The sequence below is a fragment of the Henriciella sp. genome (assembly GCF_029936995.1).
GTDB lineage: Bacteria > Pseudomonadota > Alphaproteobacteria > Caulobacterales > Hyphomonadaceae > Henriciella.
The window spans coordinates 17,101-41,637 of the sequence record NZ_JAPYRE010000011.1 but is presented as its reverse complement, the minus strand read 5'-3'; the positions used below and the strand labels follow the sequence as shown (position 1 = coordinate 41,637).

24 protein-coding genes and 1 pseudogene are annotated in these 24,537 nt (G+C 57.4%); 8 read left to right on the top strand and 17 right to left on the bottom strand.

The genetic code is table 11. The features are described from left to right. Positions 1 to 50 precede the first annotated feature (50 nt). On the top strand, positions 51 to 1,502 hold the full coding sequence (gene merA, locus Q1K31_RS16225; RefSeq protein ID WP_300381934.1) for a mercury(II) reductase: 1,452 nt from the start codon (positions 51 to 53) through the stop codon (positions 1,500 to 1,502). Between the two features lie 72 nt (positions 1,503 to 1,574). Then, a complete protein-coding gene (locus tag Q1K31_RS16220) occupies positions 1,575 to 1,901 on the top strand; it encodes a YnfA family protein (RefSeq protein ID WP_300381932.1) in 327 nt (108 codons plus the stop codon). A gap of 184 nt (positions 1,902 to 2,085) precedes the next feature. On the opposite strand, the gene Q1K31_RS16215 is transcribed toward Q1K31_RS16220, so the two are convergent. The 9 genes from Q1K31_RS16215 to Q1K31_RS16175 form a co-directional block, all read right to left on the bottom strand. Beyond that, on the bottom strand, positions 2,086 to 2,817 hold the full coding sequence (locus Q1K31_RS16215) for a methyltransferase domain-containing protein (protein ID WP_300381930.1): 732 nt from the start codon (positions 2,815 to 2,817) through the stop codon (positions 2,086 to 2,088). Between the two features lie 48 nt (positions 2,818 to 2,865). Next, the gene (locus Q1K31_RS16210; RefSeq protein ID WP_300381928.1) at positions 2,866 to 3,297 is read right to left on the bottom strand and encodes a copper-binding protein; all 432 of its coding nucleotides are present in this window, start codon (positions 3,295 to 3,297) and stop codon (positions 2,866 to 2,868) included. A 94-nt stretch (positions 3,298 to 3,391) separates the two neighbouring features. Then, positions 3,392 to 3,901, bottom strand: a complete 510-nt coding sequence (locus Q1K31_RS16205) for a copper-binding protein (protein ID WP_300381926.1) — start codon at positions 3,899 to 3,901, stop codon at positions 3,392 to 3,394. A 95-nt stretch (positions 3,902 to 3,996) separates the two neighbouring features. Further along, the gene (locus Q1K31_RS16200) at positions 3,997 to 4,212 is read right to left on the bottom strand and encodes a hypothetical protein (protein WP_300381924.1); all 216 of its coding nucleotides are present in this window, start codon (positions 4,210 to 4,212) and stop codon (positions 3,997 to 3,999) included. Next, the gene (locus Q1K31_RS16195; protein ID WP_300381922.1) at positions 4,209 to 7,424 is read right to left on the bottom strand and encodes a CusA/CzcA family heavy metal efflux RND transporter; all 3,216 of its coding nucleotides are present in this window, start codon (positions 7,422 to 7,424) and stop codon (positions 4,209 to 4,211) included. The genes Q1K31_RS16200 and Q1K31_RS16195 overlap by 4 nt, the downstream gene beginning before the upstream one ends. Continuing rightward, positions 7,417 to 9,279, bottom strand: a complete 1,863-nt coding sequence (locus Q1K31_RS16190; protein WP_300381919.1) for an efflux RND transporter periplasmic adaptor subunit — start codon at positions 9,277 to 9,279, stop codon at positions 7,417 to 7,419. Before Q1K31_RS16190 ends, Q1K31_RS16195 begins: the two co-directional genes overlap by 8 nt. Next, positions 9,276 to 10,490 carry a TolC family protein gene (locus Q1K31_RS16185; protein WP_300381916.1) on the bottom strand — a complete coding sequence of 405 codons (1,215 nt, stop codon included), beginning with the start codon at positions 10,488 to 10,490 and terminating at the stop codon, positions 9,276 to 9,278. The genes Q1K31_RS16190 and Q1K31_RS16185 overlap by 4 nt, the downstream gene beginning before the upstream one ends. Before the next feature lie 73 nt (positions 10,491 to 10,563). Then, positions 10,564 to 10,977, bottom strand: coding sequence for a hypothetical protein (locus Q1K31_RS16180; RefSeq protein ID WP_300381913.1), 414 nt, complete (start codon positions 10,975 to 10,977; stop codon positions 10,564 to 10,566). A gap of 60 nt (positions 10,978 to 11,037) precedes the next feature. Next, positions 11,038 to 11,313, bottom strand: coding sequence for a metal-sensitive transcriptional regulator (locus Q1K31_RS16175; protein WP_300381910.1), 276 nt, complete (start codon positions 11,311 to 11,313; stop codon positions 11,038 to 11,040). Between the two features lie 63 nt (positions 11,314 to 11,376). Between Q1K31_RS16175 and Q1K31_RS16170 the strand changes: the two genes are divergently transcribed. Together Q1K31_RS16170 and Q1K31_RS16165 are read left to right on the top strand one after the other, a co-directional pair. After that, positions 11,377 to 11,730, top strand: a complete 354-nt coding sequence (locus Q1K31_RS16170) for a copper resistance CopC family protein (protein WP_300381907.1) — start codon at positions 11,377 to 11,379, stop codon at positions 11,728 to 11,730. A gap of 4 nt (positions 11,731 to 11,734) precedes the next feature. Beyond that, positions 11,735 to 12,562: a CopD family protein gene (locus Q1K31_RS16165; RefSeq protein ID WP_300381904.1), complete on the top strand. Its 828-nt coding sequence runs from the start codon at positions 11,735 to 11,737 to the stop codon at positions 12,560 to 12,562. Between the two features lie 62 nt (positions 12,563 to 12,624). Here the strand turns inward: Q1K31_RS16165 and Q1K31_RS16160 are convergent, their stop codons facing one another. From Q1K31_RS16160 to Q1K31_RS16150, 3 genes and pseudogenes are all read right to left on the bottom strand, one after another. Beyond that, a complete protein-coding gene (locus tag Q1K31_RS16160) occupies positions 12,625 to 13,386 on the bottom strand; it encodes a glutaredoxin (protein WP_300381901.1) in 762 nt (253 codons plus the stop codon). A 5-nt stretch (positions 13,387 to 13,391) separates the two neighbouring features. Continuing rightward, entirely contained in the window at positions 13,392 to 13,952 is a 561-nt protein-coding gene (locus Q1K31_RS16155) for a DUF305 domain-containing protein (RefSeq protein WP_300381898.1), read from the bottom strand. A gap of 168 nt (positions 13,953 to 14,120) precedes the next feature. Continuing rightward, a pseudogene (locus Q1K31_RS16150) lies at positions 14,121 to 14,369 on the bottom strand (cation-transporting P-type ATPase); the annotation flags it as partial. Between the two features lie 266 nt (positions 14,370 to 14,635). Here Q1K31_RS16150 and Q1K31_RS16145 point away from each other — a divergent pair. From Q1K31_RS16145 to Q1K31_RS16130, 4 genes are read left to right on the top strand one after another with little or no spacing between them, the layout of a single operon-like run. After that, positions 14,636 to 15,481 (top strand): hypothetical protein, encoded by an 846-nt coding sequence (locus Q1K31_RS16145; RefSeq protein ID WP_300381892.1) that lies wholly within the window; start codon positions 14,636 to 14,638, stop codon positions 15,479 to 15,481. 10 nt (positions 15,482 to 15,491) lie between these two features. Continuing rightward, on the top strand, positions 15,492 to 15,791 hold the full coding sequence (locus tag Q1K31_RS16140) for an acyl carrier protein (RefSeq protein WP_300381889.1): 300 nt from the start codon (positions 15,492 to 15,494) through the stop codon (positions 15,789 to 15,791). Further along, positions 15,788 to 17,317, top strand: coding sequence for an AMP-binding protein (locus Q1K31_RS16135; protein ID WP_300381886.1), 1,530 nt, complete (start codon positions 15,788 to 15,790; stop codon positions 17,315 to 17,317). Before Q1K31_RS16140 ends, Q1K31_RS16135 begins: the two co-directional genes overlap by 4 nt. Positions 17,318 to 17,319: 2 nt before the next feature. Next, positions 17,320 to 18,657, top strand: a complete 1,338-nt coding sequence (locus tag Q1K31_RS16130) for a hypothetical protein (RefSeq protein ID WP_300381883.1) — start codon at positions 17,320 to 17,322, stop codon at positions 18,655 to 18,657. A gap of 103 nt (positions 18,658 to 18,760) precedes the next feature. On the opposite strand, the gene Q1K31_RS16125 is transcribed toward Q1K31_RS16130, so the two are convergent. The 5 genes from Q1K31_RS16125 to Q1K31_RS16105 form a co-directional block, all read right to left on the bottom strand. Beyond that, positions 18,761 to 19,192 (bottom strand): ion channel, encoded by a 432-nt coding sequence (locus Q1K31_RS16125; protein WP_300381880.1) that lies wholly within the window; start codon positions 19,190 to 19,192, stop codon positions 18,761 to 18,763. Continuing rightward, positions 19,189 to 20,529, bottom strand: coding sequence for an APC family permease (locus tag Q1K31_RS16120; RefSeq protein ID WP_300381877.1), 1,341 nt, complete (start codon positions 20,527 to 20,529; stop codon positions 19,189 to 19,191). The genes Q1K31_RS16125 and Q1K31_RS16120 overlap by 4 nt, the downstream gene beginning before the upstream one ends. Next, a complete protein-coding gene (locus Q1K31_RS16115) occupies positions 20,529 to 20,921 on the bottom strand; it encodes a DUF411 domain-containing protein (protein ID WP_300381874.1) in 393 nt (130 codons plus the stop codon). Before Q1K31_RS16115 ends, Q1K31_RS16120 begins: the two co-directional genes overlap by 1 nt. A gap of 121 nt (positions 20,922 to 21,042) precedes the next feature. Further along, positions 21,043 to 23,268 (bottom strand): copper-translocating P-type ATPase, encoded by a 2,226-nt coding sequence (locus Q1K31_RS16110; protein ID WP_300381871.1) that lies wholly within the window; start codon positions 23,266 to 23,268, stop codon positions 21,043 to 21,045. Positions 23,269 to 23,469: 201 nt separating this feature from the next. Beyond that, entirely contained in the window at positions 23,470 to 24,537 is a 1,068-nt protein-coding gene (locus Q1K31_RS16105) for an acyltransferase (RefSeq protein WP_300381868.1), read from the bottom strand.

Genomic DNA, 24,537 nt, shown 5'->3' with positions numbered 1-24,537 from the left:
TTTGATCGAGGCCGCGTTGCGAGACCGAATCTTAAGCCAAGGAAGAAACAATGGACCAAACCCTAAGGACAGATGAGTGCTGTTCCCCCAGTGCAGCCAGCGGCAACAGCTATGACCTCATTGTCGTAGGAGCAGGCTCGGCCGGGTTTTCGGCTTCGATTACCGCCGCGGAGGCCGGCAGCCGTGTGGCCATGGTTGGCCATGGCACCATTGGCGGCACCTGTGTCAATACAGGCTGCGTGCCGTCCAAGGCGATGATACGGGCTGGCGAAGCGGTGCATGGCGGCAGATCAGCAGCACGGTTTCCGGGCATCGAGCCCTGCGAGCACAGCGTGGACTGGTCGGCATTTGTCAAAGGCACGGCGGGTCTGGTCGACGAGATGCGCCAGAAGAAATATGTCGACCTGCTGCCGGTCTACGAGAACATTACATATATTGAAGAGGGGCCGGCGCGACTGATCGAGGGCGGTGTCGAGGTTGGCGGCCGCGTGCTTGCGGCTCGCCATATCCTGATCGCCACAGGCTCGCGACCATTCCTGCCACTGATCGAAGGCATCGAGACTGTCGACACGCTCGATTCCACCGCCCTGATGACCCTGCCCAGACGTCCCGGGAGCATCATTGTTCTTGGCGGTGGCTATATTGGCTGTGAACTCGCACAGATGGCCGCGCGCCTGGGGGTGCAGGTTACGCTCGTGACCCGTTCACGTCTCTTGCCTGGTGCAGAGCCCGACGTGGCCGACGCGCTGGCCGAAGCGCTGAAGGCCGAAGGTGTCGTGGTCGAGACCGGGCTTGTCTATCGCTCGGTCGCGCAGGTGGATGGCGCCGTGACGCTGGCCATCGAACGCGGCGCTGGAACGGAAACGCTAAGCGCGGAGCGCCTGGTTGTCACCGCCGGACGAGTGGCCAATACGGGAGGTCTCGGATTGGCCGAGCTGGGGATTGAAACGAATGCGCGCGGGTCGATCAGAATTGGTTCCGACATGGCCACCACGCGACCCGGGGTCTGGGCGGCGGGTGATGTCACTGACCGTGACCCGTTCGTCTATATGGCGGCCTATGGTGCCAAGGTGGCGGTCAATAATGCGCTTGGACTTGAGGCTCTGCGCTATGACAGTGCTGTCATGCCCTGGGTCGTTTTCACCGATCCTCAGATCGCCGGGGTCGGTCTTTCTGAATCTCAGGCGAAGGCGGCTGGTCACGAGGTCAAGATCAGTGTTCTGAAGCTTGAGAATGTGGCACGGGCAGCCGCCGCTCGCGATACCCGCGGCGTCATCAAGCTTGTTGCCGATGCAGAAACCGACCGCTTGCTGGGTGGCCAGATCGCAGCACCCGAAGGCTCTGATACGATCCAGACACTCGCCATGGCTTTGAAGTTCGGTATGACAGCCAAGGCGCTTGCTGAGACAATCTTCCCATATCTGACCACTGTCGAAGGGTTGAAGCTTGCGGCGCAGACTTTCGACAAGGACGTGGCGCACCTTTCGTGCTGCGCGGGCTGAGACCGGCTCTGAACGACAGCCAGGTCTCGCCAGCCTCCCAGATCCGATAACGTCACTGACATGGATATTCGAATGACATTTATGATCTATATCGGCGCTGCGGTCGCCGAGATCGCGGGTTGTTTTGCATTCTGGGCCTGGCTGCGGCTCGGGAAGTCCGCACTATGGCTCGTGCCGGGGATTGCATCTCTCATGGTATTTGCATGGTTGTTGACGCTGGTCGAGACGTCCGCAGCCGGACGCGCCTATGCGGCCTATGGCGGTGTCTATATAACCACCTCCCTCATCTGGCTGTGGACCGTTGAAGGCGTACGACCCGATCGCTGGGATATGATAGGTGTGGTAACCTGTCTGACCGGGGCGGCGATTATTGTTCTTGGACCACGTATGCCCGTCTGAACGATCCAGGCTTCGCATGCGGGTTACAAACTGGCGGCGCAGGCCCTCTGGCAAGTGCTGACAGTTTGGGAAAAGGTGTTGAACGGGATGTTCGGGCAATACACTCAATCCATATCCAGCATAGAGCTGTGCCCGAGACTAGCGGAAGGAAGGATGTCGACACAGACAGGTCCTCCTTTCCTCATTACACGTCATCTCCGGGACCCGCGACGGATACATATTTGGCGGCGGCGTGCCAGCTCAGGAAGCGTAACTGGAGTTTTGCGAGCCATGGAAACGGTACCGCCTTCAACCGGTTGCAGTCGTCAAATAATGATCGGCACTGTGAATTGTAGTAGATGACTTCGACGCGATAGCCGCGATCAATGTGAGCTTCGATCCAGTTTACGACCCCTTCCATTACGGGGTGCGTGAAAGGGTTATACAGAAAGATGACCAGATCACTCCTGGGCGGGCTGTAGGTGGCCGCATCCTGGCTGACGACCGTCCACGATACCCCGGTCGACGATTTGAAGACCTGCTCGAGATTCTGTCTCGCCGTATCAGCGATTTCGCTGGCGAACTCCACACCGACCAGTTGATCGAACCCGAGCTCTGCCGCCTTGAGCAGAACGCGTCCCTTACCACATCCCAGATCCAGAAATGTTGTTGAACGGGCGCGAACATGGCTGGGTTTCAGCAGTGCCTCGACCAGTTTTATCGGGGTCGGCTCATAGTCGATTGCATGGGATTTGTGGCGGTGCTCAAAATCAAGCGTTTCAAGAGCGACAGAGGTTCTTGTGTCTATCGCATGTGCCTTGTCGAACCTTGAATTATAGATCTCATGGTATCTGAAGACGAGGCCAGCATGAACGCGGCGTATAAGGCCGGGCAGACCATCCTCTTTCAATGTTTGTGTTATTTTCGTTCTTGTCATTGTGTTCATTCCCGTAGCGCGATTGAGGATGGCACCGGAGCGTGCGCATTAGTGATCCGGCGTACGTGCTTGAGGGCCCAGGCAGCTGGGGCCGTTCGCGGCGATGCTGCAGATCTCCATCACACGGTAAGATCCATCTCGGCCGCGCTTGACCCTGAAGGTTACTTGCTCACCTTCAGTGAGGCCTGTCAGATCAGCACCGCCCATCATGTCAAAACTCATGGTCATGGCACCCATGCCGATTCCTTCGAAGGGGCCGTGATCGATCGTGACCCGGTCGCCGCCGTGATCAAGGGATGTGATCGTGCCAGTGGCACGCCCTGTTTCGCCATCGCTGGTATCCTCCGCGTTCTGCACCGGTTCTGGACGGGTCAGGTCCGCATTGCCGGATACGCGAGAGGTCGTACTTTCGGGGTCGCTGCAGGCTGTCAGGGCAATGGAGCCTAGCAGCAGGAAGGTACTCAGAATTCCTTGTGTCATGTGACTTTCCTGGTGAGTAGGTTGCAGGTACAGGCGTTCCGGCTGTGGGCCGCAGCCGGAACGTTCGTTTGCTATGGGTTCGTTTCCGGCACACCTAGTGGTCGGCGTCACTATGGTCCTTGCCGGACATGGACTCAGATTCGCCCATTCCGTCGCAGCCCATCATTCCACTGCCCATCATGCTGCTGCCTTGCATCATCGCCATCATGGATTGCTTGAAGGCGTCCGGATCGCCCCCGATCGGCATCATCATGGCGATGTTGTAGGTTTCGCTGCCGTCTTCCCTGAGCATGAAATGGACATTGTCGCCCTTCTCGAACTTATCGAGCGCGACCATGTCTCCGACATCGAAATCCATGGTCATCTCACCCCAGCCGATCTTCTTGATCGGATCGTGCGAAATATTGACGGTTCCGGCTTCGAGATCGACACTGTTGATGGTGCCGAAGCCGGGGGCCATCCCGTCGCAGCAACTCATGCCGGACATGCCTTTATCTTTCATATTGTCCATTTTCATGTCGGCTTCCTGGGCGAGGGCCGGGCCGATAAGCGCAAATGCCATAATTGCGCCTGTTGCTGTCGTTTTTCTGATCAGATTGTTCATCGTTTCGTTCCTTCGTTGAGTGGTCTGACGCGGCTTTCAACAGGTGCCCCCGATGCGCGCCGGGACGGGGGAATGGGGTGAATGGATGCGTGGGACTATTTCGATCTCAGATATTTGATGAGAGCAGCGATCCCGAGGACGAGGAGAAGCACGGCAAGCAGCATGAGGATCATGCCGAACAGGCCGCAGCCCATCATGCCGCCATCCATCATCATCCTGTCTGGTGCACGCTCCTGTGCGGCGGCTGGCAGGAGCGCCCCACCCGTTAGTAGTGGGATGACAAGCGATATTTTCAGTAAGTGTCTGGTCATGAGGTTTCTCCTTTGGGGGTGAATGAGCCGGACCGGTCATCCGGTTCGGCCGGGTGGCGATCTGATGGGAGCTGTAATCCGACCCGGATGTAATAGATGGCGGGGATCACGATCAGGGTCAGGACGAGTGTGGAGGCCATGCCACCAAGCATGGGCAGGGCGATCCGGCGCATGACATCCGACCCGAGACCATCGGTCAGAAAGATCGGCGCAAGGCCTGCGAAGATGGTCGTGACCGTCATGAGTTTCGGCCTGACCCGCATCGCCGCCCCCTTGCTGACAGCTGCGAAAAGCTGGGGCCTGTCGGAAGGCTTCGCCTTGCGGACTTCGCTATCGATATAGAGCAGCATGACAACGGCGGTCTCGACAGCGATGCCGCCGAGCGCGATGAAGCCAACGGCCACGGCCACGGACAGATTATAGCCGGCCAGCCAGACAGCCCACATCCCGCCGATCAGGCCGAATGGCAGGCTGGCCATGATGATCAGGGTCCGGTCTACCCTCCCGAAATGCAGCATCAGGAGCAGGAAGATGAGCGCGATGGCGGCCGGAATGGCAATCTTAAGCCGCGCATTGGCGGCCTGCATCTGTTCATACTGGCCGGAGAACTCCACCGCATAGCCGGCAGGCAGGTCGACTGCCTCGGCAATCACCTGCCTGGCCTCTGCCACATAGCTGCCCATGTCCCGGTCGGCGATATCGACGAAAACCCAGCCGGTCAGGCGGGCATTCTCCGAACGGATCATCGGTGGGCCTTCGGTATAGGAGATGTCGGCCAGTTCGCTGAGTGGAATGTGTGCTCCGCTCGGTGCGGGCACGAGTATCTCCTGCAGGTCGCCAACGGTCTCGCGATACGGCCTGTCATAGCGCAGGATGATATCATAGCGTTCGCGGCCCTCGACCGACTGGGACAGGGTCATTCCGCCAAGGGCCGTCTGGACCACGGACTGGAACACAGCCATGTCGATATTGCGCCGGGCGAGTTCGCCGCGGTCAGGCGTGACCTCCAGATACTTGCCGCCCATGACCCGGTCGGCGAAGGCCGAGCGTGTTCCGGGAACCTCCGAAACGGCCGATTCAATGTCCCGGGCAATGGTCTCGATTTCTGTCAGATCATCGCCCGTAACCTTGATTCCGATAGGCGTACGCACGCCTGTCGAAACCATGTCCATGCGGATCTTGATCGGGTAACCCCATGAATTGACGAGGCCGGGCATCTGCAGTTTCGCATCGAGTTCATCAGTGATGTCATCGACCGTTATGCCAGGCCGCCAGTCTTCTTTGGGTTTGAGCTTGATCCATGTCTCGATCATGGTCAGAGGCGCCGGATCGGTTGCTGTATCGGCGCGGCCCGCCTTGCCGAAGACACGCTCCACTTCCGGCACGGTTTCGATCACCCGGTTCGTCTGGCCGAGGATTTCGCGCATCTTGGTTGAGGATACGCCGGGCAGGGTGGTTGGCATGTAGAGAAGTTCGCCTTCATAGAGGGCTGGCATGAACTCCGAGCCGATCCGCTGGACCGGCACAATGACGCTTGCCGTGAGCGCTAGCGCAACGGCGACCGTGACCCACTTGAACCGCAAGGCCAGGTGGAGCACCGGCTTGTAGGCCCAGACGAAGAAGGCATTTAGAGGGTTGGCCTCTTCACGCCGGAACCGGCCCCGCATCAGATAGAGCATCAGGACCGGGACGAGGGTCACCGACAGGATGGCGGCAAACGCCATCGCATAGGTCTTGGTGTAGGCAAGCGGACTGAAAAGACGGAAGCTCTGGCCGGTCAGGGCGAAAACCGGAAGGAAGGATACGGTGATAATCAGGAGGGAGAAGAAAATGCCGGGACCGACTTCCTGCGCGGACTCGACAAGGGCCTGACGGCGCACTCTGGGATCGGGCTTCGGTCCGAGGTCCGCCAGCCTCCGGCTGGCATTCTCGACGAGCACGATCGCGGCGTCGACCATTGCGCCGATTGCGATGGCAATGCCGCCAAGCGACATGATGTTCGCGGTGACCCCCTGCCAGGACATGATAAGGAAAGCCCCGAGCACCCCCAGCGGCAGGGTGATGATGGCGACCAGAGACGAGCGCACATGCAGGAGAAAGATCAGGATAACCAGCGCGACCGCGATTCCTTCCTCGATCAGCTTGTCTTTCAGATAGTCGACAGAGCCTTCGATGAGCGGCGCACGGTCATAGACAGTGACGATCTCGACGCCTTCAGGCAGGCCGCGCTGGAGACTGTCGAGTTTCTCCTTCACACGGTCGATTACCGAGAGTGCATTCTCGCCATCGCGCATCACGACGATTCCGGAAACGGTTTCACCCTCACCATTGAGCTCGACGATGCCGCGCCGCAGCGCCGGGCCTTCTACGATCCGGGCCACATCACTCAACTGCACGGGCGTGCCGTCTTCGGCCTTGACAACGACCTGTTCGAGATCGGGTTTCTCGTCGACATAGCCCGATGAGCGGATCACATATTCGGTTTCACCCTGTTCGAGCACGCGGCCGCCGACCTCGCTCGAGGCTGCACGAACGGCGTCACGGATACGGGTGATCGACAGGTCGTAACTACGCAGACGATTGGGATCGAGAAGGACCTGATATTCGCGGACAAAGCCGCCGACGGAAGCGACTTCGGCGACCCCTTCCACACCGGCAAGTTCGAGCTTCAGAAACCAGTCCTGCAGCGAGCGCAATTCGGCGAGATCGGTGTTGCCCGTCTTGTCGACCAGGGCATACTGGTAGACCCAGCCGACGCCTGTTGCGTCAGGCCCGATCTGAGGCACAGCCCCGTCCGGCAAGTCCGACCCCAGCCGGGAAAGCGCTTCCAGAACACGTGAACGGGCCCAGTACATGTCGACATCGTCTTCAAAGATCACATAGACAAAGCTGGTCCCGAACATGGATGAGCCGCGGACATCCTTTGTCCTCGGCAGGCCGAGAAGGTTGGTGGAGAGGGGATAGGTGACGAGATCCTCGACGATCTGCGGGCTCTGTCCCGGAAAATCGGTCCGGATGATGACCTGTGTATCGGTGAGGTCCGGTACGGCATCCAAGGGTGTGCGCTGAATGGCCATCCAGCCCGTCACAGCCAGCGCGGCGGCCAGCATCAGGACGATGAGCTGATTATACACAGACCAGGAAATGAGTTTCGCAACCCAGGACTTTGAAGGGTCGTGCCCGGCCAGTTCTTCTGAATTATGCTCAGTCATGTCCGTCCTCCGAATTGTTGGAGGCTTGGTCAGAGCCGGTTTCGTTGCCATTGGTGTTCATCGGCATACCGGCCATCGGGTCAGGCCAGTCGATCTTTTCTTCCCCATCTGCGCTGTAGGGATTGGATACTGCGCCATTTTCCTGAAGCCAGTAATGTCCGGTTGCCTTGTCGCGATAAAGCGTGAGGCCGGCGTCGCGGTAATGTTGGGGGGCGCCTTCCAGCAGCCAGGGTTTGAGTGCACTCACGAGTTGGGCGAGGTGTGTGGCGAGGGCGTTTTCGCCGCTGGAGTTGCGGGCGGCAACCAGCGCGGCTTCCGATGCCTGTATGACAGGCGTGAGCTTCGTATTGGCGAACCGGTTTTGCAGGACAGGCGCGAGGGCGATTGCCGGGTCAACAAAAAGAGGGTCGATATCGTAATCGTCCGTCAGGGCCTCGTGGAAATAGAGGGCCATGTCCGTGAAATGATCGATTTCAGCGAGCGCCTGATCGTCCACGGGAATCTCGGAGAGCGGTGTTTCCGGATCGACTGATGTGGCTTCTGGTGCCTCCAGTTTGGCGAGGCCTTCTTTCAGGTTGGCTTCGCTGTCGAGCAGGAACTGCCCGCTGGCAACGACCATGTCACCGCTTTCCAGACCCGACAGGATTTCAGTCCGGCTATTGGCCGAAATACCGGTTTTGACCGCGCGTCCGGAGAAGCGGCCATTGCCCTCGGCGATGACGACGCGGGCGCCCTCGCTGCCGAGCAGGATAGCTTCACTGGGAACCGACAGCCGCGGGCGGCCCCCGATATTCAGGCTTATGTCCGCATATGCGCCCGGACGAAGATAGCCAGAGGCATTGTCCACCTCGATCCGGACCTCGGCTGTGCGGGTTTTCGGGTCTATGGTCGGGTAGATGTAGTCGATACGGCCATCGCCAGGCGCATCGGGCGCGCTCGGAAAGTCGAGCTGGACCGGCATGCCCGTATCGACCAGCGGAAGGTCGCTCTCCGGCACCGAAGCAATGACCCAGACACCGGCATAGGATTGCAAGCGCAGGATCGGTGTACCGGGTTTGACATAATCGCCATTGCGGACCTGGAGTTCAGCCACCGTGCCACCAGCTTCCGCATAGACCGGGACTCGCTCGATCACCTGACGGGTTTCTGTCAGCCGATCGATGGCGGCATTCTGCATGCCAAGCGAGCGCAGGCGCTGGCGAACCGAAGCAATGCGCGCCTCGTTGCCGATTTCGAAAGAGTTCAGATACTCCTTCTGGGCTGCGATAAGGTCCGGACTGTAGACCCGGTAGAGAAGGCTGCCGGGACGTACCGTGTCGCCCTCGGCATTGACGGCGAGATCCTCGATCCATCCTTCGAGCCGCGAGACCGTCACATTCTCCAGCCGTTCATTGGTCTCGACCGTGCCGAAGGCTCTCAGCACCCGGCTGAAATCGCTGATTTCTGCCGGGGCCATCCTGATCCCCATGGTCTGGATCATCTCAGGTGAAACCGATACGCCCGAACCTGCATCATCGGCATAGACCGGGATATAATCCATGCCCATGGAATCCTTCTTCGGGACAGGCGAGGTGTCCGGCTTGCCCATGGGGTGTTTGTAGTAAAGGATTTCGCCCTTCTGTCCTGCGGGTGCCTGCGTCTTGTCAGCGGGAACAAGGTCCATGCCGCAGATCGGGCAGGTGCCGTCCGGATCGGTCGATATATAATGCGGGTGCATGGGACAGGTGTATTGCTGCGTCTCGCCCGCAGTGGTCATTGTTTCGGCCGGGCCGCTGGTCGCCCCGGTGGATCCGCCGCATGCGGTGAGGAAGAGGGTAGCGGACGCCGCGCCCATGATCAGAAGTGTCTTTGTCATTGTGTCACCAGGAGCGCGTTGAGGCGTGCAATCGCTGAAGCCTTACGGGCCTTTTCGGTTTCGATTTCGGCACGGAGTTTCAGGATCGCGATTTCGCCATCGATGATCGGCGCATAGCCACCGACACCGGACTCATAGGTAATCAGCTGCGCCTCGACTTCGTCCTCGACAGCGGCGATCTTGCCATTCAGCACGTCGATACTGGCGGCGGCCGATCTGATGACCGCATCCTGCGATGCGTACTGGGCTGCTGCCGTCCGCGCTGCGGCCTGATAACGTTGTTCGGCGCTGGCCTGCCTGGCTTTTGCAGCCCTCAGATTTGGTGCCTGTTTCTTTTCCGCCCAGAGTGGCACGGTGAATGTCACCATGCCGGAGACCCAGTCATCGCCGGCGAACGTCGCGCCTTCATCACGTTGTTGATAGGTGAGTTGGGCGCCCCATTCGGGTTTCCATTCCGATCGTGCCTCATCGACACCGTAACCGGTGACCCGCAGAGCGGCATCTGCGACGCGCACGGCATGAAACTCCAGGGCTGCGCCAGACCAGTCTGTCTCATTAAGGGCTGGAACACCGGTTGAAGGCACAAGGCCAACAAGATCGCCGAGTTGTGCATCGGTTTCGGCTTCCTGCCGGTCGAGATCGACAAGCGTTCGGGCAACCTCTGCGCGCTCACTCTCGATTTCGGCGAGGCGGTAAACCGCCGGACGGCCCGCATCGATCTCTGCTTCGACAACACCAGTGAGCTCGTCATATTTGGCGTTTCGCGCGTCGGCGAAAGTTCTCTGTTCGGCTATTCTTCTCTTTTCAGCGAGAAGGGTGATGAGTTCTGCACGCAATGCGGCGTAGCGGGCATCGCGGACTGCTTCGGTCTGTGCCGACATTGCGCGGGCTTCACCTGCACGGGCTTCCCGGCCCGCAAGGCTTGGAAATTGCTGCCGGATGCCGACTGCCTTGTTGGTCGGCAGGTAGCTGTCGAATGACGGATCGAAGATCGGGAAATTGTTGATGCCGACCGAAATCACCGGATCGGGCAGGGCTGTGGCCGCAGTGGCGCGTTCGCGATCAGCTTCGGCTTCGTAGCCGAGAGCAGTCAGGCTCGGGTGGCTCCAGAGACGGGATTCCAGATCCTCGAAGCTCTGGGCGTGGGCGCCTTTCGCCAGCACAACCGACATAAACGCGGTCGCCAGCAGGCTCCTGAACATTTTTGACATGATGAAACGGGTCTTCCTGAATTGTCTGAAACGATGATCCAGGTGGTTTTCAGGCCACCGGAGGTCATCGCTCTCAATTCAGGAGACGCTGTTTCAGGGTAACGGGTGTAAAGAGGGGAAAATCGTGGCCCGGCGGAGGGCCGGTCTTGAGAACGCGGCGCTCGGGCGGGAAGTTGATGTATGGGGCGGCAACAAGGGCAATGAAAACGGGTTCTGGGGCGACTGAAATGGCGGGCGGATTGGCGTCGGATTGAGCCTGTATCAGCATCGGCGCGCAATCATAGCCCGCCGGACAATCTGACGACGGGTCTTCCTGCTGGCCGGTCGTGCCTGCCTCGCTCATGACCATTTCACTACAGGGATGGCCGGCATTAACTGTAGCTGACGCTGTGCCAGCAGCACTCAGCATTAATGGACAGGCCATGACCGGTTGCGCTGCCAGAAAGGCAGCTGCAAAGATCATCATCAGGCGCGTCCAGATTTTCATATGCCGGTCAACTTATCCTGCAAATCTTGATATAGTCTTGTATCATACTCTGGCCAGGCATCATTTCTTACGCCCGCCCAGGACTGCGACCAGTTCTTCGACTTTTTCCCGCCGGTCATCGACGTTGCTTCCCGTAAGGGCATGATCGACACAGGTTGATATGTGATCATCGAGAACGATGGTCTCGAGACCGGCCAGTGCCGCCTTGACGGCCTGAACCTGGCGAATAACGTCAATACAATACCGGTCCTCGGAAACCATCTTCGATATACCGCGAACCTGCCCCTCGATACGGGAGAGTCGTCTTATCGCTGCGTCTTTTGTGTCTGGCTGCATTGTTAAGACCCTATACCGGGTATAGATATAGGGTGTCTTCGTTAATCGAATCCAGAGGCCCTCATGAAAATTCTGCATATTCTTGCGGCTGCGCCTGTCTTTTTAATGTCGGCGCTGCCTGCCTCGGCTCACACGATGATTGCCTCTTCGAATATTGAGGAGGGCGCGGAACTTGCGGCTGCTCCAGAAGCTTTTGAGTTCTCATTCGGCAAGGAAGTCGGACTCGCCAGCCTTGAACTAGAAACGTCTGAGGGTGAAGCGATAGATCTATCGTTCAAACGTCCGCAGCAGATGAATGAGCAATTTTCAGTCCCACTGCCTGCACTGGACACAGGCTCCTATGTTCTGAAATGGCGGGCGGTGGCCAAGGATGGTCACGTCATGCAGGGAGAAATCGATTTCACCATAGCAGGCTGACGCCTTGCTGGAGAGTCTCTCGTTCGCAGTGAAGGCCGGGCTCTATGCAGGGCTGCTGGGCGCTGCAGGCCTCACTTCTCACGCGCTTCTTTTCCGCACGGACTATCGCAAGTGGATTATTGGCCTGGCGCTGCTACTCGCGGTCACGATCGCACTTCGGCTCGTCTTGCTGAACGCCGAACTCGCTGGAGGGCTTTCCAGAACCTTTGATTTTGACATGTTCGGCTGGATCTGGGCACCCAACAGAAATCAAATTCTTGCTCAGGGTGCCGGCGTGATCGCGCTTCTGGCGGGCGCTTCTACGCAATGGCGGCCGCTTCTGGCTGCCGGTGCAATGCTAATTGTTGCGGGCACTGGTCTTGGCGGTCATACGCAAGGCCTGGATTCGCCGGGGTTCAATCCGCTACTTGTATCGCTGCATGTCGCCATAGCTGCGTTCTGGGTAACCGCGCCCTTCACACTGTGGCCACAGACCGTCAGGCCGAACGATGCTCTGGTGCTGCGTATGCAGCGTTTCAGCCGTGTTGCTGTATGGTGTGTGCCGGTATTGTTTGCGAGTGGCTTGTGGCTAGCCTGGCGGCTCACCGGATCATTCGAAGCCCTCGTGACTGAGCCATACGGACAGCTCCTGATCGCGAAACTCCTGCTTGCGACCTGTGCGCTCGGACTTGGCGCCGTCAACAAGGCCTGGATGACCGGACAACTGCAAGAGCAGGCACCAAATGCCCGTGCGATCTTGCGCTGGATACTCGCCTTTGATGGGCTCCTGTTCACGGGCGTCATTCTGGCAATCGCGGCTGCAACAACCCTGACGGGGGCCGGTGCGAATTGACATCGAACGAAACGCCGCTGCCCCGGAGAGCCAGCAGCGCGTTACAGCCAACATAGCCGGGCCTACCCCAGCAGCAGCGCCTTTGCTGGCATCCACAGCCCCATGGCCATCATGACGAGGTTCTCCGAAAGCGAGATGAAACCGAGCGGGACATTTGAGTTACCGCCAACACAGGCGCATTTGAGGTCACGCTTGTCGATATAGACCGCCTTGAAAACCGATATGGCTCCAACTGTACCGATGAAGAGGGCGATGGGGGCGCCAATCAGGCCCAATACTCCACCAGCGATCATCAGCACACCAGCGGCCGCCTCGCCGACAGGATAAATGTACCCGTATGACACCTGTTTCTGAGCCAGGAGATCATAGTTCAGGAACATGGTCGAAAAGCTCTCTATATCCTGAAGCTTCTGGACCGCGAGCAAGGTCATTGCGAAGGCGGCGAATAACTCGACGGTCCGGATCGTGAGAAGATTGCCGATCGTTCCCCAGGCAACCATAAGCGCCATCAGGGCACTGATGCCGAAAATGACCAGGACAGGCGTGTAGGTCTTTTTAGCCGAGTCCTTGCAGTAGTTGGTGAAGCGCTCACGAAGCTCTTCATAACCGCCGACACGCTCGCCATCGATAAAAGTCTGGGGTGTGGTGTCGACATTGTGTTCGCGCTGGAAGGCATCCGTTTGTTCGCGCGTCTCAAGATGATGGTCTTCAACCTCAAAGCCTTTTCGCCTGAGGAGCCATCTGGACTTCAGGCCAAAAGGACAGAGGTGGTCATCCATCACCATGCGATAGAGAATGGCTTTCTTGCCGGCTATCTGGGACATCGATATTATTCCTCGATCACATCGCTTCCTGCCGGTTTCGCGGGATCAAGTTGGCCTTCAAACGCAGGCACCGGACGGGCGCCGGCTTCATTTTCAGTCTCGGCTGCACCATTCTCCGCGATATCGTTGATCAACCATTCCATCTCCTTGATCTCCCGGCGTTGCGCCGTAATGATCTCATTGGCAAGTTCCCTTACCCGCACATCATCGATATTCGCACGCTCACTGGTCATGATTGCGATGGAGTGGTGCGGGATCATGGCTTTCATATAGGACCGGTCCTCTACGGTTGCCTGGCTTCGCACGAGCCAGAGGGCCAGCACGAACATGATCACTGCCCCGGCATAGATGCCGATGTTGATCTTGCTGTCCTTGTACATGTGCAGCATGAAACTCAGCATCACGACGGCCATCGCTGCGCCCATGATGAAGGCCATGTAGAAGCGGGTTTCGCTCCAGCGAACATGTTCCCACGCATACGTATTGAGATACATCAGGCCGAGCATCACGATGGTCGAGGTTGCGATCATCGCGGCAAATCGCCAGTAGCTGGTTTTCATTTCCATTCTGCGTCCTCCTTATACGGCGGTGGGGTATTATATGGACAGCAACGGTGGATACCTGCAGAGGGTTCCGATAATTCCTGAACTGAAGAAAATCCGGACACACGAAGCTGGAGTGAAATTTCTAGCGCCCTGAAAGGCAGGCGAACCCGAAACCAATGATGCAGACGATCAGGCCGTGAGGCCTCTTGATCTGCGTACTGGCCGGCGGACACTCAGGATTGCGTCAAAGAACAGGCGTGACTGACCGTGAAGTGAGTTGACGAAGCACGCGGTCACGCTGGCGGCCGTCGCAATCATTGCCCAGACAGGATAAAGCAATCCTGTCGCGGCCACCGGCACCCCGATATCATAGAACAGGAATGCCAGAGAGACATTCTGCAACATCTTGCGATAGCCAGGCCGGTTGATTTCCCGAGCTTCGCACATTTTATTTTTCCGGAAAACCTGAGCTGCCAACGAAGAGAATTTGTCCGTTCATGCGGGCGCTAATGCCATTTACTGGAGTTGCCTAGAAATCGTCAGTGTCAAGCCAAGTCAGGCCGGCCTCAAAAGCTGCTTTGACAGATACTTTTCAAAGCGCGTTTTTCCGTACAATTCTTAACGTAAGCGCTTGGCATGGATCCTGCGTGTTGCGGTGGCGGAAATGATGCCATTTCGGCCTGGAATGTGGAGGCTTGAGTTTCATGCAGCATCACCAAATCTCGAGGGAGAACTGGCCCGAAGCGGTTTCACTTTTGTGTGAGGGATTCCCAGGCCGTGATGCAAGCTTCTGGAACGCCGGTCTAAACCGGTGGTCCGAACTTGTCGGAGACCCTTTCGCGGAACCCTTGGGAATTCTGACCGTCGATAAAAACGGCGATGCGCATAGCGTTCTTCTGACGTTCAGAACGCCCGAAACGTGGGCGGCAGACCAACAGGTCAACTTTTCGTCTTGGTATGTGAGAGAGAAGTACCGCGCCTTTGCGCCTTTTGTGCTAAAACGACTGAGTGACGACGAAACAAAGACGTTCACTGACTTCACGCCAAGCACACCGGTGCAACAAATGCTGCGAGGGCTTGGCTACACTGAATATCATGTTCAGCAGCTTGGCTTTTGGACGCCTCTTCAAGCGGTACGAAAAGGGCCGGTAGTGCTCGGTATGTCGGAAGCCATGCCATACTTCTTGGATGAGCCAGGCTTGACGCGTGCTTTAACTGATCACGTCAAGCTCGGCTGCATCGTCCTGGGCATTCAAACATCATCTGGTGTGTCGCCGATTGTGCTGCGAACGAAAATGCGCAAACGCGCTGTCAGATGTGCAGAGATAATTTACTGTCGCGATACCGCACTGATCGCAGCGAACTTGCCCGGTATTTCGCGGCAGCTTTTGAAGACCGGAGTTCTCGTTTTGGAAGGGGACTTTCCAGTCTCGACTGAGCTTCCATCTGCCTTTTTCGATTGGGGGGTAACCTCAAAATTCGTGAAGGGCCAATGGCAGCAACGCCAAATTAACTATCTTTATTCAGAAGTTCCGGTGCTGGGAGTCTAGGGAAGGTACGATGATCGGAAACCAGGAAAACACCGCAGAGCAAGACAGTTCCACTGTGACCAGCCTCGAGATTGGCGTGCAGATCAAGCAGTTTGTTCTCGAGCGCTTTCCAGCTTTCGTTGGCACCTCATTAGATGCAACAACACCACTGCTAGAGGATGGCGAAATCGATTCGCTAGGAGCGATTGAGCTCGTTAACTTTCTTGAGGAAAGCTTTGATATCGAGATGGAGGATAAAGACTTCGTACCCGAAAATTTGGAAACGATCAGCGCGCTGTCAGAGCTGGTCATTTCGAAGCTGGATAAATGACAAACTACCTGTTGCATCATCTCCTTTGGCAGGATCAGGATGATGAAAAACCTGCACTTTTGGCAGGCGAAGAAACCGTTTCATATAGCATGTTCCGATGCCGTTCAGCGGCACTCGCAGGCGAGCTTCACAAGCGCGGCCTGAAGCCGGGTGAGAGATGCGCGATCTATCTTCCAAAAGTGTTGGCTGAATGTTGGTCGGTCTTCGCTGTAAGCGCCGCCCAGGGTGTGATTGTTCCAGTAAACATGTTGCTGAAAGGCCCACAGGTTCATCATATCCTTGTAGATTGCGAAGCGCGTTTCTTACTGACCACAAGGAAAAAGTTCGAGGCCATTGCATCAGATATTGAAGATATCAAAGCGTGCGATGTCATATTCGTCGAAGAGCTTGATTTGGATGCTGGAGAGAGTGCCCCTGGCGATGTTCAGCTCGGGGAGGACCTCGCGGCAATTCTCTACACGTCTGGGTCAACGGGGCGTCCGAAAGGCGTAATGCTCTCACATCGCAACCTCTTGGCGGGGACCCGAATTGTTTCCCATTATCTGAATATCCGGTCCACGGATCGGCTCGCTTCGGTTTTGCCATTTAGTTTCGATTACGGCCTTAATCAGCTACTGACAAGCGTTTCTCAGAATGCCAGCATTGTGTTGGTTCCTTTTCGGTTCGGAGAGGACATCGCACAGGCGGTTCGCAAGTATGAAATCACTGGCCTGGCCGGTGTGCCAACCGTTTGGGCATTGCTCCTCGCGAGCGCACCCTCCTTGAAACGAGAAACATTGAAGAGCCTGCGGTATCTTACGAATAGTGGCGGGGCGGTACCGCAGCTCACAGTTGAAAAGCTGCAACAGCGGTTGCCGCATACAGACATTGTCTTGATGTACGGGCTGACAGAGGCCTTCAGGTCAACCTACTTGCCGCCGGGCGAAATCAGATCAAGACCAGGGTCGATTGGGAAGGCCATTCCAGAATGCGAGATCATGGTACTCCGCGACGATGGTGAATTGGCACAGCCAGGAGAATCCGGACTTCTGGTTCACAGAGGACCAACGGTATCCATGGGCTATTGGCGTCGCCCCGAAGCGACGGCCAAGGTCATTCGAGCCAATCCCCTGAAGAAAGCCAATACAGGTGTCGATATGGTTTGCTACTCCGGCGATCGGGTGCGTATCGACGAGGAAGGATACTTGTATTTTGTGGGGCGCGATGATGCAATGATCAAGACGTCGGGCTATCGCGTTAGTCAAAGCGAAGTCGAGGATGCCTTGATGATGACAGGTGCGTTTGCGAGCGTTTCTGTATTTGGATTGCCCGACGACATTCTTGGCCAAAGGTTGCATGCCGTGGCGACCGCTATTTCAGGCGATCCAGTCGACAAACGATCCATTCTTAAAGAGCTTTCCAATGTTCTTCCGTCTTACATGATCCCAAAAGAGATTGAACTGCTGGAAAAATTACCCCTGACCCCGAACGGGAAAGTGAACCTCCAGCAATTGGTTGATGAACGGAAATCTGCCGGGAATATTTAGATATGCAGGCTCAGACGAGGGAAGAGACACATCCAGTTCAATCGCTTATACTGAGCTTACTTGCAAACCACTGGGGCGTTGAAAATGGCGCATTGTCTGTGGACGGACATCCCCTGCCGGATTTGATCGCGCGATTTGGAAGCCCGCTTTACGTCTACAGTGCCAAGACGATGCGCGGGCAGCTCAAGCTACTGCGCAATCATGTCGGGCGCGATTTCGATGTCTTTTTTTCGGTGAAAGCCAATCCGAACCCTGCCGTGCTCAAAGTTTTCTGCAATGAGGGTGCGGGCCTCGAAATTGCATCTGCAGGCGAATATGTGCGCGCCGTGCGGGCCGGGGCTCTGGCGGATAGAATATTGTTCGCGGGTCCCGGAAAAACCGACGAGGAACTTTCCTATGTTGTCGATGGCGGAATTGGCGAAATCCACGTCGAGTCCCTCGATGAGATCGAACGATTGAGCAGAATATGTGATCAGGCGAAAAAGACTGTGTCCGTTGCGGTCCGCGTTAACCCGGACGCGAGCGTCCAGGGAGGGGCGATGCGCATGGGCGGTGGTGCGACAGCGTTCGGCTTAGACGAGTCGCTTTTAGGGGCAGCGATCGAACAAATTTCAATCGCAAGCCATCTCTCTTTGAGGGGGCTGCATATATTTTCAGGAACTCAGATATTGAAAGCTGAAACGCTACTCGCTCAATGGAATTATGGCGTTTCGTTGGCCCGACGGTTGATAAAGAGCGGGGTACGGATCGAAACTGTGGACCTAGGTGGCGGCCTCGGCATCCCGTACTTTCATAACGACAAGCCGCTGGACCTTGAGGTGGTCGCATCAGGCGCACGTTTGCTGCGCGAGGAAATGCGTGCGGATCGGCATTTGCGTTCGGTGAAACTCATGATCGAGCCAGGACGGTTTCTAGCGGGTCCGTCGGGGTTGTATGCCACTCGGGTCACCACCGTGAAAACGTCACGTGGGGAGTGTTTTACAGTCACCGATGGGGGGATGCATCACCACCTTGCAGCAACAGGCAATCTCGGTCAGGTCATTAAGAAAGATTATCCTGTCATTCTGGCAAATCGCCTCAACGACGCTTATGACACGGCGCAAAAAGTAGTCGGCCCATTGTGCACACCGCTGGACACTTATGGGCGTAAAACCATACTGCCATCGCCGCGACCTGGAGATACAGTCGCAATCTTGCAGTCCGGGGCATACGGATTGAGTTCAAGCCCGGTGGGATTTCTGAACCAACCAATGCCAGCAGAGGTTCTGGTGGATGGACAAGACGTTACGCTGATCAGGCCACGTGGAACGTTTGAACAACCGGTTACACCGATGCCGTAGCGGTCTCAATTCAGAAACTACGATTTTCGCGCTAACAAAATTTCTTAAGACAACGAATATCGGCTGAAGCTACGTGATTACGGATGGTTGGAGTGTGATCGACTCACTTCGTATCGCCCTGCTTAAAACTCTTGTGCATCAGAACAAACACCAAAGATGCCGAGCATGAGATGAGAAGAAATCCATTAAGAGACTCAAGTCCGGCCAGGAAGCGCGAGTGCCCAGTCGGGTAAATGTCTCCAAGACCGAGGGATGTGTAATTTACAAGCGAAAAATAGAAGATGTCCATGAAACCATCGCTGTCACCTCCTTTGAATCCGCCCAATCCAGTTGCGTCCATGACGGCAAAGCTGAGTGCGTAAATCATGGCTTCGAGCAGGTGCGCAGCGCCGGCACCGCAAATGCCGGCCAGCATTGACCGATATCCCGGGTTCAATCGCGCCGTGATTACCCCGTACAGCCGAGTCAGCGCAAAATAATGGACCGTGCTTGCGAGGCAGAAAGTGAGAATACCGACGAGAATGGACCCGGTCATGACGGATCCATGCGGTCGTCTGAAGCGCTGCCACTGGATGTTTGGGTCCGCATTTGACGGAGGAAGAATCGTTCGAAGGCGAACACCGTTGTCATGCCTGCAATTGCGATAAGAATAATCGTTGGATCGGCCTGCCATTTCAGGATCAGGAACGCCCCGAGGGCGACTGCGTCCAGCACGAGAGCTGTCACGAGGATGGCAGGTGCCGCACCCACGTCTTTTCGCAGGTGGCGCAAGACGCCCCAGTGGATGATCATGTCCATGACGAGATAGAAGATCGCGCCGAGTGAGGCGATGCGGCTGAGATCGAAAAACGCCGCGAGCAAGCCGGCAAGAACGACCGTATAGACGAGTGTGTGGCGCTGGATTGTTCCCGGCATACCGAAATGTCTGTGCGGGATGAGATTCATATCGGTCAGCATGGCCAGCATTCTCGACACGGCAAACAGGCTCGCAAGCAGACCGGATGCGGTGGCAATAATCGCTATCGCAACGGTGAACCAGAGTCCGTAATTGCCGAGTGCGGGGCGAGCCGCTTCGGCGAGGGCGTAGTCTTTCGCTGAGATAATTTCGGGCACTGAAAGGGTCGAGCCGACTGCAAAGCAGACCAAGAGGTAAACCACAGTGCAAATGGACAGCGAAATCATGATCGCGCGACCGACATTGCGGTTCGGATCCTTCACTTCATCGCCGCTATTCGTAATCGTCGTGAAGCCCTTATACGCGAGAATAGCGAGCGCAGTCCCGGCCAGAAATCCGCCCGCCGAGCTGCCCTCAGCGATACCATTTTCCGCTGGCTGAAAGCTGAAACCGGCCGCCCACAGAGCCACGATGGCAAAAACCAGAATGCCTCCAATCTTCAGTATGGCCGTGACCTTGGAAACCCCGCCAATCACATCATTGCCGGCAACATTGAGGGCGAATGCTACGAGGATCAGTCCGACCGCAAGGACAGGCACGAGAATCCCGCCCTCGATACTGAAAAGCTGGAGAGTGTAGGTGCCAAAGGTCCGGGCGACGAGGCTCTCATTGATGATCATGGAGAAAGCCATCAGCAGCGCCGCACCGCCCGTAACGGTGGAAGGACCGAAAGCGCGATGCAGGATCATTGCGATACCGCCAGCGCTTGGATATTTGTTCGACACCTTGATATAGGAATAGGCGCTGAACCCGCTGACCATGGCGGCAAGCAGGAATGCCAGCGGAAACAGGCCGCCTGCAAATTCGGCGACCTGGCCGGTGAGCGCAAAAATCCCGGCGCCAATCATAACCCCGGTCCCCATGGCGACCGTGCCTGCAAGTGATAACGAGCCTTGTTTGTATTCCTTCGAGCTCATCAGTCTGCCGGACCGGCAAGCTTTTGTGTGCCTCTATACGAAGCATAGATGCCGGTCTGCTCGGGAGAAAAGATCACAACATCGTAGGTGTCCGGCGGATTGGACGATTCCATGCCGGGAGAACCTTGCGGCATGCCGGGCACGGATAGTCCAGTCGCCTGAGGTCTCTCCTTCAACAAGCGGGCGATTTCCGCGGCCGGGACGTGACCCTCGATGGCGTAGCCCTCGATTTCACCTGTATGGCAGCTCATCAGGCGGTCAGGAACGTCGAGCTCGGCCCTGACCGGAGAGAGGTCTTCTGCTTCCTTGACGACGACGTCGAACCCGTTGTCACGCAGGTGATCGACCCACTCGGTGCAACAGCCGCACCAGGGTGTCTTATGCACGGTCATTGTCTGCGCTTTGGCAGGTGGCGGCGTTGAAAAGAGCATCCAACCTGCAACAATTGCTGCGACGGCGAGGAGGCCGCCTACTCCAAACGCAAAGTTTTTCGACATGATCATATTCCCTAGCTCAGAGTTTTAGCGTTTTAAGCCGAAGCGCGTTCCCGATCACGGAGACAGAGCTGAGGCTCATGGCTCCTGCCGCGATCATCGGGCTGAGCAGAAGGCCGAAGAACGGATAGAGGATCCCGGCCGCGACAGGTACGCCAAGCGAATTGTAAACGAAGGCGAAGAACAGGTTCTGGCGGATATTGCGCATTGTCGCATGACTGAGTTCACGCGCCTTTGCGACACCGATAAGGTCGCCTTTCACAAGCGTAACGCCGGCGCTTTCCATCGCGACATCTGTACCGGTCCCCATTGCAATACCGACATCGGCCTGCGCAAGTGCGGGAGCGTCATTGATGCCATCGCCGCACATGGCGACACGGGCGCCTGATCGCTGTAGCTCGTAGATAATACGGTGCTTGTCTTCGGGCGACACATCGGCATGGACCTCGTCGATACCGACCTTTGCGGCGACGGCCCTGGCCGTGCCTTCGCTGTCGCCGGTCAGCATGACGATCTTGAGGCCCTCGGTATGGAGACGCCTGATGGCTTCAGGTGTGGTTTCCTTTACCGGGTCGGCCACGGCGACCAGTCCTGCGGGTTTGCCATCTATCGCGACGAACATGACCGTCTGGCCTTCAGCGCGGTATTCATCAGCACTTGATCCAAGCGTATCCGACCAGCCGCCGATACGCTCCATCATCTTTCGGTTACCAATGGCGACAGTCTGGCCGTTTACTCGCGCCTGAGCACCTTCGCCGGTAATGGACTCGAAGTCGTTCGCCTCCTTTCGAGGCGCGCCCTTCGCCTCCGCGCCGCGAAGGAGGGCGTCTGCAAGCGGGTGTTCACTCGACCGTTCGACCGCCGCGATGAGGCTGAGAAGAGAGGTATCGTCGAAGCCCTCTACAGGTTCAACGCGGACGAGTTCCGGCCGGCCAACCGTCAGTGTCCCTGTCTTGTCGATCACGATGGTGTCGACCTTCTCGAAAGTCTCCAGCGCTTCGGCATTCTTGATCAGGATGCCGTTAGACGCGCCCTTGCCTGTGCCGACCATGATCGACATGGGCGTTGCAAGGCCGAGCGCACACGGACAGGCGATGATCAGGACAGCGACGGCATTCACAATCGCAAACGCCATGGCCGGGTCCGGCCCGAACAGAGCCCAGATAATAAAGGTGACGAGTGCAACACCGATCACTGTGGGCACGAAGATCGACGAGACAACATCGACGAGGCGCTGGATGGGCGCGCGCGATCGCTGGGCTGCCGCCACCATCTGAACAATCTGCGACAGGAGCGTATCCTCGCCGACATGGGTGGCCTGCATGACCAGAGAGCCAGTGCCGTTGACCGTTCCGCCGGTGACGCGGTCGCCTTCGGCTTTCTCTACGGCGAGAGGTTCGCCGGTAACCATGGATTCGTCGACCGAAGAGCGGCCTTCCATGACCTCGCCATCGACCGGGATTTTCTCGCCCGGGCGCACGCGCAGGCGGTCGCCAACCTTTACATCGGCAAGGTCGACCTCTTCGTCGCTGCCATCTTCGGCGACCCGGCGAGCGGTCGGCGGTGCAAGCTCAAGCAGCGCGCGTATCGCCCCGGAGGTCGCATTGCGCGCGCGAAGTTCCAGCATCTGTCCGAGCAGGACGAGTGTGACGATGACGGCGGCCGCCTCGTAATAGACCGCGACAGTCCCTCCATGCCCTCTGAAGGAATCTGGAAAAATGCCGGGAGCAAAAGTCGCAACCAGCGAGTAGAGGTAGGCGACGCCGACACCCATGGCGATCAGTGTGAACATGTTTAGGCTGCGCCGTTTGACCGACTGCCAGCCACGTACAAAGAAGGGGGCGCCAGCCCAGAGGACGACCGGTGTCGCCAGACCGGCCTGCAGCCAGACACCCCAGGAAGGATCAATCCAGTTCTTGAACGGATTACCGGGGATCATCTCGCCCATGGTATAGGCGAGGAGGGGGGCTGACAGGGCAAGCGCCACCCAGAAGCGGCGCGTCATGTCGTCGAGTTCGCTTGTATCCTGTTCGGCGGTTACTGTCTCCGGCTCCAGCGCCATGCCGCAGATTGGACAGCCGGTGTTCGACGTCTCACGTACCTGCGGGTGCATCGGGCAGGTCCAGACCGTGCCGGAATAGTCCCGCGGTACATGGTCATAGGCGTCATCGGGTTTGGTCCCGGATGCCGGAGCCTGGTGATGACAGGCATGACCGGAATGGTGGTTATGATCGTGATGGCTCATGGTGCTCGGCTCTCCGCGATAGGTGGACAATAAGCGAGCCTGACCGCTTCTCGATGAGTCAGGCCGCCAGGATCGATTCTGAGCCGGCAATATAATACCCCATAGGGGTATATTCAATAGCGCTCGAATCTGCTTGCCTCGCGCTGCCTGACGTGGTCCCTGTCGCGACAGGGCAGCCTTTTTGAGCCATACGCCGGGACCCTATTCGGCCAGCCGTCCGGACAGCCGCCGCCAGTGTTTGAGCCTGAGCGCGGGCCTTTCGACAAGATGCCAGGACAAGCCTGCAAAAAGCAGGATAATCGGCGATGAGATGGCCAGAAGCATACTCGGATGTATTTCCGGGTTCAGGACCAGGACACTCTGAAGGACAGGGTAATGCCAGATATATATCCCATAGGAATAATCCGGCATCGTCGCCAGGCGGGGGAAGGGACTTGAAACCAGCCCGGCTTTCATCAGGCACGCGGCCAGTAGCAGATTGGCGAATAATTCACCGAGAGAGGTCGAGCCGAGAAGAAGGAAACCAAGAAGGGCAACAAGGAGTACGACAGGGGTAGGGCATCGCGCCTTCGGAAAATGCCAGAGCGCCATGCCGATCAGGAAGGCGGTCGTAAACCTGAACAGGGAGATGATGCCTTCAGGTGCGGAAGTGGCGAGCGCCGTATTCTGAAGAATGAAATAGATAAGCTGGGAGCCAGCAAGCACGATAATTGTAAGCCATCTGTTCCTCAGTATGCCAACAGCAAAGCCGATCGCGGCAAACAGATAGGCCAGTACTTCGTAACGTATGGTCCAGAGGGCCCCGTTGAAGATCGGTTCTGGTGACGCATGAAAGACACCACCGGGGCCGGTAAGCGGATCTCCCATAAGAAGGACTCGGGCGGCATAAGCCCAGGGCTCTGCCTCACCAAGATAGGCGAATCCACGGCTGGTTCCGAATAGCGGCCCGAACAGGACCAGAAGCGCGACCATGAGCAGAATAAGAGCGGGATATATTCGCAGTAGCCTTGAACGGGCATAGCCCACGATATTGCGCCGTGTCGAAAGGCTCTTGGCGATGAGCAGGCCCGACAGGATGAAGAACCCGTTCACAGCCAGATAACTGAAGGTCCAGTCATGTATCCGTGTGGGCTCGTATCCTGTCGGTATCATCCAGGCATGACCCACGACCACGGCGCAGGCGAGGAACCATCTCAGCAATGTGAAATGGTTTGCACCGAAGAGCGGGTCTCCCCCGGGGCCCGCTCCGGAACTGGTTTTCGTTTCCAC